This is a genomic window from Bacillus sp. RCC_6_1 (assembly GCF_041360755.1).
GTDB classification, from domain to species: Bacteria; Bacillota; Bacilli; order Bacillales; family Bacillaceae_G; genus Bacillus_A; species Bacillus_A cereus.
Genome location: NZ_JBFUPV010000005.1, coordinates 81343 through 96218, shown reverse-complemented (window position 1 = coordinate 96218; position 14876 = coordinate 81343). Strand labels below are relative to the sequence as shown.

Sequence of the window (14876 nt, the reverse complement as noted above, 5' to 3'; positions counted from 1 at the left end):
TAGCAGGGGTATTATTAATTGGAGGTACTTTCATATGCATATTAAAGACACGCTTCCCCATCGTTATCCATTTTTAATGATTGATAAAGTAACAAATGTAAAACAAGGTGAATCCGTTACAGGATATAAACTCATTACAAATAACGAATGGTTTATAAATGATAGTCAAAAACATATGCCTCATATGTTAATTGTAGAATCACTTGCCCAGCTTAGTGCATTTGTACATACAAGTGATTCTGAAGGACTAGGATTTCTCTCCTCTTTAGATGGAGTTGAATTCCACGGAAAAGCATATCCCGGTGATAAACTTGATTTACATTATGAGCTAACGCGCAATCGCCGAGGTTTTATTCTTGGTAAAGGTATTGCAACTGTAAACGACCAGCCTATTGTAACTATAGAAAAACTATTAATATATCAAGCAGATTAAAGTGTTCCTTATATCAGTTGGAAATATCTATTCTCAACCAATTAAGTAAATAGGAAAACATATTACGTAGTTAGGAGCAGGAAAATGGAACGTACTATCGGTATCGATGCTGGAGGCACATTAACGAAAATAGCTTATTTTAACGAAAAAAAGCTATTAACTTTTGAAAAATTTTATTCACATGAACAACATAAAATAATAGATTGGATTAAAAACAACAATGGCATAAAACAAATATGTATTACGGGTGGTAAATCGAAACTATTACAGCATCTGCTTACAGGTTCATATAAAATAATAGAGCTAAACGAATTTGAATCTACTCTTGCAGGTGTCCAATACATATTAAAAGAAGAAAAACACACTATAAACAATTTTATTTTAACCAATATCGGTACAGGTACTTCTATCCATTATGTTTATAATGAACAATATATTCGCGCTGGTGGAACCGGAGTTGGCGGTGGGACTATTATGGGACTTTCAAAATTGTTAACAAATATAGATCATTTTGAAGATGTAATTCCTCTAACAAAAGTAGGATCTAGAAAAGAACTAGATATTACGGTTGGAGATATTTATGGTGGTATTCTCTCACCTATTGATAATAGCTTAACTGCTAGCAATTTTGGTAAAGCCGCTATTTCAGAATCGAAATATAATAGCTCAGACATACTTGCTACTATACAAGGACTTGTCGGTGAAGTCGTTACTGCATTAAGCCTTCAATTCGCTGAAACAAAAAACATTAAACATATTATTTATATTGGTTCGACTTTATGTAATAACGTACAACTTCAACATATTATAAGTAGCTACACCGAATATCAAAATAAAACACCAATCTTTTTACAAGATGGTGGTAATAGCGGTGCAATTGGTGCATTACTTCATGCTACGAAATAAAAAGCTGACTTTTGTCAGCTTTTTAAAAATGGCACTTCAAATTCAATAATTGATTCCCCGTTCTCTTCAATTCGCTCCACGCTTATTCTATCAATCACACAATTTAACTTCCCATGAAAACTAGGAATCTCCTTCACTACTTCAGCAGCTAATTTGGCACTTTCTTTTCTTCCGACTGTTACATGCGGGATGTACGGAATGTCTTCTTTCAAAAATTGTAATAAAGGTCCTGCATTCTATGATAAGAAATTTTGTATACTAACTCCATCTTCTCCCCTCCATTATTTCAACTGGCTCACTGGATATTTAGCAAATAAAGATTTCCGAAAATCTTTATCTTCCACAAGCATTTTAATTTTTTCTTCATTGCCGTTAAAGAACTTTATAACTTTATTTTTATCCCATATATCTTTTTCTTTTGGAAAATCATCGAATATTCTATGCAAAATTGATAACATTTCTTCCCTCGTTATCTTAAAGTTTTTATTCTCTACCTGAAACTCATAAATTTTTGCATTTGGCACTAAAATCACTAAATATATAGCATTAAAGAAAAAATTCTTCTTCATCGTATCCTTCTCATCAAACCAATACGTCTCAATCATTTCTTCTGTAAGAGCCCCACTTTCTTTTGCGCCATAGTTCACTTTTATATTTTCATTTTCTAAACTTATACTTTGAACTGTTCCACCACCGGGTAAATGATTAACAATTGCAACCACATCTGAATTATTACCAACGTATGTCCCAGTATATTTCTTAAAATCATCTGACCTAATATCATATATATCTTTTATTCTTTCTCCATTAGAACAAGCCGCAATGAATAAAAAAATTGTTAGCATAACGATCATGTTATGATGCATATATTTCATTTAGCATCCCCCATTTTTATCGATATTTCGTTAATTACAATATTTACTTTCAAATCCCTTTTAAATATACGCATTTTAATCAAAATTAAAAATTTTCATTTTTTACGTTTACAATTATCCATTAATTGTATATACTTACTAACGTAAGAAAAAAATTCTAAAAGGAGGTCGAAGGAAATGATGAAATTACAATTACATGCATTAACTTTAGCGTTAACTGCACCTGTGTTTTCTGGACAATTAAATATGAATTCGACCACCCTAATGGAGAATTGAAAATCGTACTTTATTTCATTTAATTCATAAATTCGCCACAGGAGGCCGTATACTTTCCTGTGGCTTTTTCACGCCCAGCCATAGGAGAACTGTATCTTCCTGTGGTTTTTTTGCGCGATTTTTTAGTCTCTTACATTATTTTTCTAAGAAAGGAGCAACATTCAATGACTATTAGCGTATTGTTTTTAAGTATTACGATTCAAAGAAATATAATTTCCAAAGATGAAATTCTTCATAATGAGCAAATTGAAAAAGCTATGAATGATGTTAAGGAGCGCCAAGCACTTTACTGTGATCACCTGTAATTCCTTTTCGAAAGGAGGAATTCATTTATGACTTTTCATATTTTCTTTTTTACGACTGTACTTCAAAAAAATAATTTATCTGAAAATGAAATCAATCGTAAACAACAGTTAAAACAACTGACTGATAAAATAACTGACATTAAAAGTTCATACTACACTCAAATGTATTAAAAATATATTTTAAAGGGGTAATATATTCATGAAATTTAAAGCATTCTTTTTAACAATCACTATTCAAAAACGTAAGCTCTCACAGAAAGAGATTTTACGTGAACAACACATTCAAAACATTATGGACGAAGTAAAAGAGCTTCAATCTTCTTATTACACTCGTCTTTTCTAAACCACTTATAAAGGGGTAATTATCCTATGAAATTTAAAGTATTCTTTTTAACCATTACCATTCAAAAAAATAAATTTTCCGAGTCTGAAATGCTTCATGAGCGACAAATTAATCAGGCTATGGATTCTGTAAAAGAAAGACAAAGTCATTACTGTAGTCACCTGTAATTTCTTATTACACTCGTTTTTTCTAAATCACTTATAAAGGGGCAATTATTTTATGAAATTTAAAGTATTCTTTTTAACCATTACCATTCAAAAAAATAAATTTTCTGAGTCTGAAATGCTTCATGAACGACAAATTAATCAGGCTATGGATTCTGTAAAAGAAAGACAAAGTCATTACTGTAGTCATCTGTAATTCCAATTCGAAAGGAGGAATTCACATATGAAGTTTCACCTATTCTTTTTAACGATTACGATTCAAAAAGAAACAATATCTCAAAATGAATTAAAACAAGAAAGACAATATAAACAAGTTATTGATGAAATTCGAGATCGTAGAAGCAAATACTACACTCACCTTTAATCGTTTAACTATATAGAATTGAAAGGAGTCGATTATGATGATGATAGCACGCTGTAAGAAAATGATTTGGATAGTTCAGAGGGATTCCACATAGTTTTATAGAGCTTATGTCACACAAGTTCATCGCTGAATTTGATGTATAAAAAATATATAATAAAATCAAATCAACCTGCTTTTAATTATTTTTTTATAAACAAAAGATACACCACTTAAAAAGAGGTGTATCTTTCTCAGGTTTTACTATTTCCGATTACTTCTCTTCGTTTTAAACAATCTCACTAAGTTTGAAACAACTGTTTTTGTTACTGCATAAACTGGTACTGCTAAAATCATTCCGATGATTCCAGCAAAGTTACCTACCCCTAAAATTAGGATAATAATTGTTAATGGGTGGATGTTTAATTTCGAGCTCATAATACGTGGTGAAATAATATTACTTTCAAACTGTTGTACAATTGTTACGATAATAATTACGTATAAGGCTTGCATCGGAGATACGAACAGTCCTACAATAACAGCTGGTGCTGCTCCGATAAATGGACCTAAGTTAGGAATGATGTTTGTAAATGCTGCAATAATTCCTAAAACGAAAGCGTACGGTAAATCGATAATTAAATAACCGATAAAAGTAAACGCACCTACAAATATACAAACGAGCGCTTGCCCTTGAATATATGCAGATAATGTTTCGTTCGTTTCCTTAATGATACGAAGCCCCTCTTCACGGTAAGACTCTGGTAATAAACTTACCGCTTTCCCTGGAAAGGCATGTCCATCTTTAAACATGTAAAATAAAATGAACGGTACAGTAAATACAACTAATGCAACGTTCGTGATAATACCAAATAAAGCCGTTGCACTCGACGTAATTGTATTTGGTATATCTTTTAAGTATTCAATCGCATTTTTTTCAATTGTTTCAATGGAAACGTAGTTTTGTGTAGATAACCATTCAAACAACCTATGATGTGATAATTCTTGTATGTATACTTTTCCTTCTTTTATGTAGCCTGGCATATTTTTTACTAAGTCCATTAGCTGTTGTGAAATCGTAGGAACAACTACTCCAACGCCAACTGCAGTTAATGTTATGATAAAAAGATATAACAGCAATATCGCTAAATTTCTAGGTACTTTTTTATTCTCCAAAAAGATTAATACAGGATTAAATATGAAGTATAAAAAAAGCGCGATTAAGATTGGGAAAAATAATGTTGATATGAAGATACCAATCGGTTGAAATAAAAATGATATTTTTGTGCAAATAAATATGATTCCTACAACCATTAGCACTTCTAATGTCCAAAAGTGCACTTTTGATTTCAAAAAAATGGCCTCCTTTAAACTAGCACTTCTCTTCATTGTACCAAAATAAGTATGAATTTCACATAATATTTTCCTTTACAATATTCCAAAATACCAATAAATACACTACAATGAGATTACATACAAATTTGCAGGTAAAGGTGATAAAAATGACACAATGCATCATTTGCAGAAAAGATACGAAAGAACTTAGTGAACAATATGTCATTCCAGAAATATTATGTGGATATTATTTCACAAACTCAATTTGTGATACTTGTCATGAACAAATGACAGCAAATATTGATCGTCCTTTAATTAGGCATAAATTGAGTCAATTTAAGATTGAACAAATGAAAAGACAAATTGATTCCCCACTCTATACGAATGAGCACGGTGAGGAACTTGCAGCTGCTGAGACTGATGTTGTCGAAGTAAGCGACGAAATTCTTTATTCTAATGCATTAATTATGAAACTATGTAAAAAGCACGATATTTCCTTACATAATGAAATTTGGAAAGAGGAACGTGTAACGAAAGTAGCCAGTTCTATTCAACGTGAATTGCTATTGGATAACCGTAAATATAAAATGAGTATATTAAAAATGGCTTATACATTCGCTGTACAAACAGTTGATGGCTACTTTGAAGATCAAGATGCGATTGATATCTCTACCATTCTCTCAAATGCAGATTTCGTGGAACTAAAAGAAAAAAGCATTGTACGTGATTTAAGCAAAAGTTCTTTATGGAATACGCTAAATACAAGTAGTGAAAATCATTACTTTATTTTACTTAGCGATAAAGACGGTTTGTTTTGCTTTATTCGTTTGTTTGACATTTTTGATGTTGTCGTTCATTTATCAGAAAAAAGATTTGACCTTCCATCACCCATTGTCGGTGTAAATAATGTGAATACGCAGAAATTTTATGTCCAAAGTTTAAAACAGTATATGGATGGGCTGTTTAAAGAAAAAGCACCTACTATATAACAGGAACCAGAACATACGGTCTCCTTTCTTGATGAAAAGACACTGTGTTATAATGAGTATGAAAAGAACAATACAATCACATAAACCAATTATAAATTGTATATAAATAAAAAAGACTAGTGTGCGGCTACACACTAGTCCACGTAACTTAGCAGATTGGATTGTTCATTTATCCTATTTGTTTCTTACGAACAAAACAACCCACATTCTATAAGCATAGGTGGGTTGTTATTTTTTGAGCTTGTCTATTAAAACGACGACGAACGTTAACAATGCAACGAGAAACAGTCCACCTTGCAGTAGCAACGCTATTTCACTCACGTATTATCACCCCCCTCCTACTCGGAGAAGTGATAATTGAACAACCAACCGCACCTTAAGTTACCCTTTAATTTTACCATATTTTCTAATAATTTACGATGAAAACCCGCAAGCGAATAACTTGCGGGTTTTTTATCCCGTGTTAACAGGCAGTAAACAAAATGGAGCAATAAATAAGTGAAACTTTATTTCTCACTATTTTTTTAATGCATATGCATCAGCAATCATTTCACCAACAATTTTATTTTCTTCTTTCTTCTCGTCTTTCAATAATGGGAATAACAATTCTGCCACTTCATACGCTTCTTCTAAATGCGGATATCCTGATAAAACAAACGTATCAATTCCTAACGATTCATATTCTTTTATCCTTTCTGCTACTGTATGCGGATTGCCTACAAGTGCAGTACCTGCCCCACCTCTTACAAGTCCGATTCCAGCCCATAAATTAGGGCTTATCTCTAACGACTCTCTCGTACCTTTATTTAAATGGGTCATCCGTTTTTGACCAACCGAATCATATCTTGCAAATGTCTTTTGAGCAAGCTCAATTGTTTCATTATCCACATATTGAATTAAACGTTCTGCCTCTTCCCATGCTTCTTCTTCTGTTTCTCTTACAATTACGTGTAATCTAATGCCAAATCGCACTGTACGCCCCTTCTCTTCTGCAAGTTTTCTTACTTCTTCTATTTTCTCTTTCACTTGCTCTGGCGGCTCTCCCCACGTTAAATATACATCACTATGTTCAGCTGCTACTTCTTTTCCAGCAGCTGACGATCCTCCGAAATATATAGGAGGATATGGTATTTGAACTGGTGGGAATACAACTTTACTATCTGTAACTTTAATATGTTTTCCTTCTAAAGAGATCGTTTCACCTTGCAATGTCGATTTCCAAACTTTTAAAAATTCATCCGCTGCTTCATATCTTTCATCATGATCAAGATATAATCCATCTCCTTGTAGTTCAACTGGATCTCCTCCAGCTACTACATTAATAAGCAGCCTCCCATGTGAAATTCTATCAAATGTAGATGCCATCCTCGCTGCAACTGTAGGGGACATTAGTCCTGGTCTCACTGCTACTAAAAATTTTAGTTTTTCTGTTTCAGCAGCAAGAGCTGAAGCTAACACCCAAGGGTCTTCACATCCTTGACCAGTTGGAAGTAAAACACCCGTATATCCTAAATAATCAGCTGCCGCAGCAACTTGCTTATAATAACCATATTCAGCTGCTCTTCCTCGTTTTGTCGTTCCTAAATATCGACCATCTCCATAAGCCGGAATAAACCATAATAATTCCATACCTTTACACACCCCTTATTTATTTTGAATCGTATACTAACACATTCTATATAAATTACCCCTAATAATTTATATGTTAATTCCCTGTCTCACCTTTAAAGTTATCTCGCCATCTTAAAAACTTCACTTCTAGTAAACGTACTAGAGAGTCAGAAAACTTCCCAACAAATGCAAATATAATTATGCCGACAAATACGATATCTGTATTTGAAAATTGCCTTGCATCCATAATCATATAGCCAATACCTTCTGTAGACCCCATAAGTTCTGCAACTACTAAACTCACCCACGCAACACCTAACGATAACCTTGCTCCTAGTAAAAGGTTAGGCAATGCAGCTGGTAAAATTAGTTTCGTGATTAATTTTCTTTTACTAAACTCTAACACTCTCGCAACATCAAATAACTTTGAATCCACACCTCTAATACCTAAAAATGCGTTTACGTATAAAGGAAAAAATGCACCATCTGCAATTAATAACACTTTTGATGTTTCACCAAAACCGAACCATAATACGAAAAGCGGCGCAACAGCTAAATGAGGTACAGTTCTTAACATTTGCACAGATGGGTCTAAATATTGCTCACTTCTCGTTGAAAATCCAACAATCGTTCCTAAAATGATTCCTAAGCCCCCACCAATAAAGAAACCAGCCGCAGCCCTGAATACACTAATACTTAAATGGCCGAATAACTCTCCTGTTTTAATAAGCTCTTGGAAAGCTAGAAAAATATCTAATGGTGTTGGTAAAACTGTTTTAGAAACAAGACCGAATACGCCAGCCAACTGCCAAATTATTAATATAATAACCGGTATAGTAATCGCCCTTACTAAAACTTTTACATTTAACTTTCGTACCTTCTTTATGCCATTTTTCTTAATCGTTATACTCGCTGGTTTCATAACAGCTTTCGTATTTTCCACTTTACAAAACCTCTTTTCACTTCGCTTTCAATGCTTTTTCTACGAAAGAATTATCTACAACTTTTTCCGTCTTAATTTCTTTCTTTATAGAACCGAGCTTATATTGAAAATCCGCAGTCTTTTGTTGTTCTGCTATTATTTCCTTAGTTACCGGAACTAAAATTGGTTTGTCGTGATTAAACACTTCTTTTACAATCTCTGCATCTATCTTTTTTACAGAAGTGTATACTTTTATTGCTTCATCTAAGTTAGCATCTTGCCATACACGTGCTTTTTCATAAACTTTGAGGAATTTCTCAACTAATTCTGGATGTTCTTTCGCAAATTTTGTCCTCGTAATTAAAAATTCTGGTGAAGAGACATTTAATGTTTCACCGTCTGCAATCACCTTCGCACCTTTATTTAACGTATGTAATGATATGAAAGGGTCCCAAATCGCCCATGCATCTACTGATCCTGATTCGAATGCAGGCTGCGCTTCATCTGGTTGTAATTGAATGACATTTACATCTTTTGCATCAATACCTTCTTTATCAAGTGCTCGATATAATAAATTAAAGGCACTACTTCCTTTTGCTACTGCAATTTTTTTACCTTTTAAATCTTTTACACTCGCAATCTTACTATCTTTTTGAACGAGAATTCCAGTTCCTTTTCTCGCATAACTTGTATTGGCGATTTCGGTAAATCCAATACCTGCTGCTTGCGCTGAAATGACTGGAGAATTCCCTACTTCACCAAAGTCTAACCGGTTTGATGCGATTGCTTCAAAATAAGGAGGTCCACTTTGGAACTCTGTCCATTTCACTTTAACTCCTTCTTTTTTAAACTCCTCTTCAAACCATCCCTTTTTCTTTGCTAGTAATAGCGGGCTTAATCCTTGTTGTATACCAATTTGTATTGTTACATCTTCTTTCTTACTACTTGCTGTACTTTTTTCACATCCTAACAAACATACTGATATAGCTAAAGCAAAAGAAAGAATTTTTAATTTTTTATACATATAAAATCACCCTTTTCCTATATACTTGTTTGAATCAACCCTCCATATTCAAACTGCTGTAATACTTTCGTTCGAAGTTGTTGGAACGATTGAGAAGTTTTATTTCGCGGATAAGGCAAATTATTTTCAATCACTTTATGTATTTTCCCTGGTTTTGCACTCATAATGATGATTCGGTTTGAAAGATATATCGCTTCGTCTATATCATGTGTAACGAATATCATTGTTGTTTTCTTCTGCTCCCAAATATTTAGCAATACTTCTTGTAAATGACTTCGAGTAAAAGCATCCAGCGCTCCAAAAGGTTCATCAAGTAATAATACATTTGGATCTCTTAATAACGCTCTCGCTATCGCAACACGTTGTGACATCCCGCCTGAAATTTCTTTCGGATACGATTTTTCAAAGCCATCTAACCGAACGATTTCAACCCATTCTCTTACCTTATCTTTCACATACTTATCTTTTAACGATAAATCTGCCGCTATATTTTCTTCAACTGTTAACCATGGAAAAAGCCTATGTTCTTGAAAAATAAAACCTTGTTTCTTGCTCGTTTTTAAGATAGGCTCCCCGTCAATAACAATTTCCCCTTCAAAATTATTATCTAGACCGGCAACAATTTTTAGTAATGTACTTTTTCCGCACCCACTCGGACCAATTACTGTAACAAAATCCCCTTTCTCTAATTGAAAATTAATATTCTCTAATACTTGAACAGTACCAGTTTGTTTCAAAAAATATTTTGATACCCCATCAATTGAAACAGTCATTTCTTCCCCTCCTTAAAATGATTCATATAAATGAACAGATTCAGTATTTGTGCAATAAAAAAACCAAAGGCATTTTATCTGTTGATAAAATGCCTTTGGTTTCTCCAATCAGCAATACGTTATGGAATTAAGTACATATTATACAAATATTTCCGATAAGTCAACTAGGTTTTATTAAAACATACATATGATTTGTTTGAACATTTTACTTTTGTTTATTTAAACGATATCGTTTACTTACTATTTTTTCTGATCTTTAATCCACTGTAACCAATAAGAAAACTCACACGCTAAATGCATTTGATGGGATTTAATAACTAAGCGACGAAATTTCTACAAAAAAAAGAGTAATTTCAAGAAATATGCTACTAACCTTAGATTTATTAAAAAAGTTAGATCATATAACTTGAGACTACTCATTCCCATTCAAAATATTTATGTAATTAAATTTTATTTCCTCTGCACCCTGGCTGTCTCCAAAACTATTGGTGGCAGCTCTTTTTGAATGATTTCTTTTAATCCATAAAGAGCTTTCCTCACATACCCACCTTCGAAATTTCCTAATGGTTCTGGTAATTCATCTTCATCCAATATGAAGTATTCTCCATTTGGAAGTACCATAATATCGATGATTAAATCTTCAAAGGAAACCACTTCATCTTTTATTTGTGTGTTTTTTACGATATTAAAATAGGAACCTAAATACTTTCCTTTTATATCTCTCCATACGTATAAATTGTACGGACGATCTTTCCAGTAATATGCGATTGTATAACTTCCTTTTGGGATTGTTAACTTAGTATCATTTGCAGTCATTGTAAATGAATACTGCACCTCGTGAAATAAAACGATACTTTGTGATTGCTTTTCAAGTAATAAGCAATTGTGATCTACTATTGTTGAGTTATACCGGATTTTTCTTTCTATAATTTCAATTTTCGATGTAAGTAACTTATTCATTATTTTGTTTCCCCTTATGCTAGTTCTATCCTCAATTATATCCATTTATGTAGTGATAAAGAAGTGTATAGTTTTTTATATAATGATTTATAAAAGTACATAATAAAAACTCCTTCTTATTTAGAAAGAGTTTTTCACTATCCATGTTTCATATTTTTTCACTTCTAACGGAAGCTCATTTGTTTTTATGTAACTAACAGCACTATTACTCATGTTTTAACTTTTCCTTAACCGCATCATAAAATTTTCGTTCTTCATCAACATTTAAGTAAACACGACTTACTGTTTTAGAAAAGCCGTATAACAACTGCGCTTTCACTGGCTCTTTTAATGTTATTTTAAAAGTAGCAGGTTCTTTTATGAACTCCATAACAGTTGCATCCAATACCTGTTTCCTTTCTTTTGCCGTTAGCAATTCACCCTTGTAGAACGCAATATTATCAATTTGTGTAAATGGCATAACAATTTTCTTTCCTAATCCGATTTGAATGACTACTTGTTCTTCTGTTACGACAAGGGGATTTTTGCGCATCGCTTGTATTTCAGCTATAAAATAAATCATCGCGTATACATTTAAAATAAGTAAAATCCATGCTATTACTGGATTCCACTGATGTAGTAAATAATGAAAACCAATGCTTTCAATTATTGTTGCATGAATAATCATGATATACACACCTATAGCACCAGTCTTTTTATGATATGAGTATACAGATTTACCTGTTGGTACTTTTTCACGCCACGATAAAAACGCATAATAGATTAACTTACACTCTGTTAGAATGACATCTACTAACTTACTTCTTTTCATAGTGGCGTCAAACGCTGCATCAATTGCATAAGAAAAGGAATAATTTTCTCTTCTATATTCTTTATATTTTTTTATTATTTTAGGAAGCACTCTAACAATTTTATAGAGAAGGAATAATTCTAGACCTACAAATGCAATTTCAGCCGCAACAATAATATAAGAGATGAATGAAAAAGCTTGTAAATAGTCACTTGGAATAATAAATCTTGCAAAAATATAACCAGCTATTACAACAGGAACTATATACGTTAACGAGTATCTTTTTCGAATAATGAAGAAATACGTGATGATTGGAATGACAAACATGCAATCTAATAATGACCCAAGCACAACTTCTTTCGGCGCAACTGGTACAATTGGAAGGGCATACAATAAATAGTTTGGTAGCATAATTAAAAAGACGAGTCCAATCCAAACACCTTTTCGCCTTCGTGATAGTGTAACCTCCATACGTTCACTCCTTTATTTAAAAACCTCATTTAAATGGTCTTTATAAAATGAAATGGCACGTTCAAATTCTTTTACTTCCTCTACTTTCACGACAGTTTCAAGTAATAATTTCATCGCTGATTCGTGATCGTTTACGTTATATTTTGCTAATGATAAAAATACTTTCATCGGAGCGTTCTCTGGGAATTTTTTCACCCCAGCTTCTAATACTGTAATTGCCTTTTCATATTCCCCTATACAACGATATGTACTTCCTAAACCAATATAAGCACCGCAAAGCGATTCGCCATCGAGTCCATTTGCGATTGCCTGCTCATAATACGGAACTGCTTCTGTTTCTAGCCCCATTACATCATGTATCCACGCACACTGATACAGTACTTCTGCATCCTTTGTAAAGTTTGTTAATCCTATAAGCATCTCTTTAGACTGCGCATATTTCTTTTCGTTTCTAAGTTTAATAGCTTGCTTTAATAAATGTTCCATAGAATCCACTCCTCACCAATTATTCTGTGTATAGCTCTTGATTGGTATACGCTTCACATTCGTGTAAAAGTAAAATTCCCACCAATTAAAGTTTCGCTTACTTATTACTATGCGGATTCATTCTCATCTAAAAACTTAATTTTAAAAAGCAGTGACACGATTACATAATAACTCTAAGCTTTTGACAATTTCTTTCGCTGTTTCATCTTTCCCATTACACAACTTCCCTTTACCATCCTGTCCAATTACATAATGCACAGCTCCGCGCGAATATAAAGAATGTGGTGAATTCGCAATCATTACATTCGCCCTTGCTTCTTTCATTCTATTTTTTGCTCTTTCAAACAGTTCTTCTTCATTTAAATCACTTTCAAGTTTAAAACCAACAAGTACTGTTTCTGGGTCCCATTCTTTTATTTGTTTTAATACTTTTGGAGCCTTTTGAAAGTGAATAATCGGTGCTATATCACTTGAAATTTTTCCGTTCATATTAAGAACATTACCATCTTGATCACAAATTTTCTCCACAATCCAATCTGATCCAGCCGCTGCCATAATGACTGCATCAATCTTTTCATGTGATATGATACTTTTCATTTTATCTTGTAAATCAACGATTCCTTCAAATGGATGTAATTCTAACCCTCTATGTACATCACTCGGTTTCTCCGCAAAATAACCGTGTAAATATATAACATGTGCCCCTTTAGCTAGAAGTTCTTCTGCGATTATCCTTCCGATTGTACCTTTGGCCATATTCGTATGCCCGCGTACTTGATCCCATTTTTCTAGACAACCACCGCTCGTAATTAATACCTTTTTCCCCTTCATTGTAACCATCCCTTACTAATTTTTCTTACGAAACCATTCTGTTCCAAAGTCAACTATATCACGCTGTTTCATTAGACGACACGTTGCATTCCCTATCTTCCCATTTTTTACAGTTCCTTTTCGCTCAAACTCCACACCAATTTCTACAAACTTCTCAGATTCGTAATCCATTTCAAAAAACTCTTTCCACACTCTTTCACCGTTTTCTATAATAGGTGCTCCTACTTGTATTAACTCACATGCACCAGAACGCACCTCGGATAAATGAACAGACGTATTGGAATCATATCCAACACCAATTAATAATACGTACCCGTCTAAATCATATATTTTTCTTAATGGAGATTCTTCTCCAAAGCTCATTGATAACGAATGGTTCATTGTTATTTCTACTGCATGTTTTCCCCATGCAGCAAAACTTCCTAACGGATGATTACTACGTACTACATTCGGATATGTACGAAAACATTCAACTATTTCACCCATTCCCCTTGTTGGGGTTATACGTGAATCAAATGCTGGGACGTTATCTCGGATAATTTGCCACCAGTCTTCCGGTACAGGTGGTCTTGACCAATGTTTCGGATCGGACAAATCCGAAGATTGCGTTGGCATTATTATCGTTCCTTCTTCCGTAACAACTTTCATTAATGCTTCTACTACAGCAACCGCACCACCAGATATCCACCCGATAGAACTTAGTGATGAATGAACGATAATTGTCATTCCTTTTTCGACTCCTAATGCTTTTAAATCTTTTGTTATTGTTTCGATTGTATTTGGAAATTGTGTACTTGCTACTATTTCATTCATTTTCATATTGGTTCCCCCACTAGCTACGTAAATTTAAACTTTTATATAAATATATTATCATATTTTTCTTAATTTTTAACTTAATCATTTTTCATATCTATAAAAAATGGTAATATTATTACACAAAAAAATTTTTAAATTATAATATCCAGATTTAAAACACAAAAAGAAAGTGAAGTTTTTACATCCCCACCATAAAAAGCTGTTTTATACATAGACGAAAGAGCTCATC

General features: G+C 33.1%; 21 protein-coding genes and 1 pseudogene. 9 read left to right on the top strand and 13 right to left on the bottom strand.

The annotated features are described in order from the left end of the window. Positions 1–34 precede the first annotated feature (34 nt). A complete protein-coding gene (locus tag AB6801_RS16985) occupies positions 35–433 on the top strand; it encodes a 3-hydroxyacyl-ACP dehydratase FabZ family protein (protein ID WP_000547659.1) in 399 nt (132 codons plus the stop codon). Between the two features lie 84 nt (positions 434–517). Further along, complete coding sequence (coaW, locus tag AB6801_RS16980; RefSeq protein WP_000442493.1) at positions 518–1339, top strand: type II pantothenate kinase; 822 nt, start codon at positions 518–520, stop codon at positions 1337–1339. 14 nt (positions 1340–1353) lie between these two features. Here coaW and AB6801_RS16975 read toward each other — a convergent pair. Beyond that, positions 1354–1569: pseudogene (locus AB6801_RS16975) on the bottom strand (2'-5' RNA ligase family protein); the annotation flags it as partial. 51 nt (positions 1570–1620) lie between these two features. Beyond that, positions 1621–2214 (bottom strand): DUF4825 domain-containing protein, encoded by a 594-nt coding sequence (locus AB6801_RS16970; protein ID WP_000876535.1) that lies wholly within the window; start codon positions 2212–2214, stop codon positions 1621–1623. Positions 2215–2654: 440 nt separating this feature from the next. On the opposite strand from AB6801_RS16970, the gene AB6801_RS16965 reads away from it, so the two are divergent. The 6 genes from AB6801_RS16965 to AB6801_RS16940 are packed head-to-tail and all read left to right on the top strand — an operon-like array spanning position 2655 to position 3666. Continuing rightward, positions 2655–2795: a YrzI family small protein gene (locus AB6801_RS16965; RefSeq protein WP_000156176.1), complete on the top strand. Its 141-nt coding sequence runs from the start codon at positions 2655–2657 to the stop codon at positions 2793–2795. Positions 2796–2822: 27 nt separating this feature from the next. Then, entirely contained in the window at positions 2823–2966 is a 144-nt protein-coding gene (locus AB6801_RS16960; protein ID WP_000142715.1) for a YrzI family small protein, read from the top strand. A gap of 28 nt (positions 2967–2994) precedes the next feature. Beyond that, positions 2995–3138, top strand: a complete 144-nt coding sequence (locus AB6801_RS16955) for a YrzI family small protein (RefSeq protein WP_000668961.1) — start codon at positions 2995–2997, stop codon at positions 3136–3138. 26 nt (positions 3139–3164) lie between these two features. After that, positions 3165–3305, top strand: coding sequence for a YrzI family small protein (locus AB6801_RS16950; protein ID WP_000669805.1), 141 nt, complete (start codon positions 3165–3167; stop codon positions 3303–3305). Positions 3306–3357: 52 nt separating this feature from the next. Beyond that, the gene (locus AB6801_RS16945) at positions 3358–3498 is read left to right on the top strand and encodes a YrzI family small protein (protein ID WP_000669805.1); all 141 of its coding nucleotides are present in this window, start codon (positions 3358–3360) and stop codon (positions 3496–3498) included. 27 nt (positions 3499–3525) lie between these two features. After that, positions 3526–3666, top strand: a complete 141-nt coding sequence (locus AB6801_RS16940) for a YrzI family small protein (protein WP_000668497.1) — start codon at positions 3526–3528, stop codon at positions 3664–3666. A gap of 240 nt (positions 3667–3906) precedes the next feature. On the opposite strand, the gene AB6801_RS16935 is transcribed toward AB6801_RS16940, so the two are convergent. Beyond that, positions 3907–4992, bottom strand: coding sequence for an AI-2E family transporter (locus AB6801_RS16935; RefSeq protein ID WP_000837892.1), 1086 nt, complete (start codon positions 4990–4992; stop codon positions 3907–3909). A 149-nt stretch (positions 4993–5141) separates the two neighbouring features. On the opposite strand from AB6801_RS16935, the gene AB6801_RS16930 reads away from it, so the two are divergent. After that, positions 5142–5963, top strand: coding sequence for an HNH endonuclease (locus AB6801_RS16930; RefSeq protein ID WP_097999401.1), 822 nt, complete (start codon positions 5142–5144; stop codon positions 5961–5963). 228 nt (positions 5964–6191) lie between these two features. Here the strand turns inward: AB6801_RS16930 and AB6801_RS16925 are convergent, their stop codons facing one another. The 10 genes from AB6801_RS16925 to AB6801_RS16880 form a co-directional block, all read right to left on the bottom strand. Beyond that, positions 6192–6284 (bottom strand): putative holin-like toxin, encoded by a 93-nt coding sequence (locus tag AB6801_RS16925; RefSeq protein WP_001289320.1) that lies wholly within the window; start codon positions 6282–6284, stop codon positions 6192–6194. Positions 6285–6479: 195 nt separating this feature from the next. Further along, positions 6480–7592, bottom strand: a complete 1113-nt coding sequence (gene ssuD / locus AB6801_RS16920; protein ID WP_000422258.1) for an FMNH2-dependent alkanesulfonate monooxygenase — start codon at positions 7590–7592, stop codon at positions 6480–6482. Between the two features lie 76 nt (positions 7593–7668). After that, on the bottom strand, positions 7669–8517 hold the full coding sequence (locus tag AB6801_RS16915; protein ID WP_000432134.1) for an ABC transporter permease: 849 nt from the start codon (positions 8515–8517) through the stop codon (positions 7669–7671). 16 nt (positions 8518–8533) lie between these two features. Then, entirely contained in the window at positions 8534–9520 is a 987-nt protein-coding gene (locus AB6801_RS16910) for an aliphatic sulfonate ABC transporter substrate-binding protein (protein ID WP_000277087.1), read from the bottom strand. Between the two features lie 17 nt (positions 9521–9537). Further along, entirely contained in the window at positions 9538–10293 is a 756-nt protein-coding gene (locus AB6801_RS16905; protein WP_097999402.1) for an ABC transporter ATP-binding protein, read from the bottom strand. A 450-nt stretch (positions 10294–10743) separates the two neighbouring features. After that, entirely contained in the window at positions 10744–11253 is a 510-nt protein-coding gene (locus AB6801_RS16900) for a ribonuclease FAU-1 family protein (protein WP_001037878.1), read from the bottom strand. 205 nt (positions 11254–11458) lie between these two features. Beyond that, on the bottom strand, positions 11459–12514 hold the full coding sequence (locus AB6801_RS16895; protein WP_000454146.1) for a hypothetical protein: 1056 nt from the start codon (positions 12512–12514) through the stop codon (positions 11459–11461). A gap of 12 nt (positions 12515–12526) precedes the next feature. Next, positions 12527–13000: a tetratricopeptide repeat protein gene (locus AB6801_RS16890; protein ID WP_000400636.1), complete on the bottom strand. Its 474-nt coding sequence runs from the start codon at positions 12998–13000 to the stop codon at positions 12527–12529. A gap of 141 nt (positions 13001–13141) precedes the next feature. Beyond that, positions 13142–13831, bottom strand: a complete 690-nt coding sequence (locus AB6801_RS16885; protein ID WP_000676724.1) for a phosphopantothenoylcysteine decarboxylase domain-containing protein — start codon at positions 13829–13831, stop codon at positions 13142–13144. 15 nt (positions 13832–13846) lie between these two features. Further along, positions 13847–14650 carry an AAC(3) family N-acetyltransferase gene (locus AB6801_RS16880; RefSeq protein ID WP_000783344.1) on the bottom strand — a complete coding sequence of 268 codons (804 nt, stop codon included), beginning with the start codon at positions 14648–14650 and terminating at the stop codon, positions 13847–13849. Between the last annotated feature and the right edge of the window lie 226 nt (positions 14651–14876).

What these genes read in the sequence shown, in the direction of transcription:
- AB6801_RS16880 (WP_000783344.1), bottom strand. Translation starts at nt 14,650, where the DNA reads ATGAAAATGAATGAAATAGTAGCAAGTACACAATTTCCAAATACAATC.
- AB6801_RS16945 (WP_000669805.1), top strand. Translation starts at nt 3,358, where the DNA reads ATGAAATTTAAAGTATTCTTTTTAACCATTACCATTCAAAAAAATAAA.
- AB6801_RS16940 (WP_000668497.1), top strand. Translation starts at nt 3,526, where the DNA reads ATGAAGTTTCACCTATTCTTTTTAACGATTACGATTCAAAAAGAAACA.
- AB6801_RS16910 (WP_000277087.1), bottom strand. Translation starts at nt 9,520, where the DNA reads ATGTATAAAAAATTAAAAATTCTTTCTTTTGCTTTAGCTATATCAGTA.
- AB6801_RS16965 (WP_000156176.1), top strand. Translation starts at nt 2,655, where the DNA reads ATGACTATTAGCGTATTGTTTTTAAGTATTACGATTCAAAGAAATATA.
- ssuD (WP_000422258.1), bottom strand. Translation starts at nt 7,592, where the DNA reads ATGGAATTATTATGGTTTATTCCGGCTTATGGAGATGGTCGATATTTA.
- AB6801_RS16960 (WP_000142715.1), top strand. Translation starts at nt 2,823, where the DNA reads ATGACTTTTCATATTTTCTTTTTTACGACTGTACTTCAAAAAAATAAT.
- AB6801_RS16885 (WP_000676724.1), bottom strand. Translation starts at nt 13,831, where the DNA reads ATGAAGGGGAAAAAGGTATTAATTACGAGCGGTGGTTGTCTAGAAAAA.
- AB6801_RS16970 (WP_000876535.1), bottom strand. Translation starts at nt 2,214, where the DNA reads ATGAAATATATGCATCATAACATGATCGTTATGCTAACAATTTTTTTA.
- coaW (WP_000442493.1), top strand. Translation starts at nt 518, where the DNA reads ATGGAACGTACTATCGGTATCGATGCTGGAGGCACATTAACGAAAATA.
- AB6801_RS16930 (WP_097999401.1), top strand. Translation starts at nt 5,142, where the DNA reads ATGACACAATGCATCATTTGCAGAAAAGATACGAAAGAACTTAGTGAA.
- AB6801_RS16890 (WP_000400636.1), bottom strand. Translation starts at nt 13,000, where the DNA reads ATGGAACATTTATTAAAGCAAGCTATTAAACTTAGAAACGAAAAGAAA.
- AB6801_RS16950 (WP_000669805.1), top strand. Translation starts at nt 3,165, where the DNA reads ATGAAATTTAAAGTATTCTTTTTAACCATTACCATTCAAAAAAATAAA.
- AB6801_RS16905 (WP_097999402.1), bottom strand. Translation starts at nt 10,293, where the DNA reads ATGACTGTTTCAATTGATGGGGTATCAAAATATTTTTTGAAACAAACT.
- AB6801_RS16895 (WP_000454146.1), bottom strand. Translation starts at nt 12,514, where the DNA reads ATGGAGGTTACACTATCACGAAGGCGAAAAGGTGTTTGGATTGGACTC.
- AB6801_RS16985 (WP_000547659.1), top strand. Translation starts at nt 35, where the DNA reads ATGCATATTAAAGACACGCTTCCCCATCGTTATCCATTTTTAATGATT.
- AB6801_RS16955 (WP_000668961.1), top strand. Translation starts at nt 2,995, where the DNA reads ATGAAATTTAAAGCATTCTTTTTAACAATCACTATTCAAAAACGTAAG.
- AB6801_RS16900 (WP_001037878.1), bottom strand. Translation starts at nt 11,253, where the DNA reads ATGAATAAGTTACTTACATCGAAAATTGAAATTATAGAAAGAAAAATC.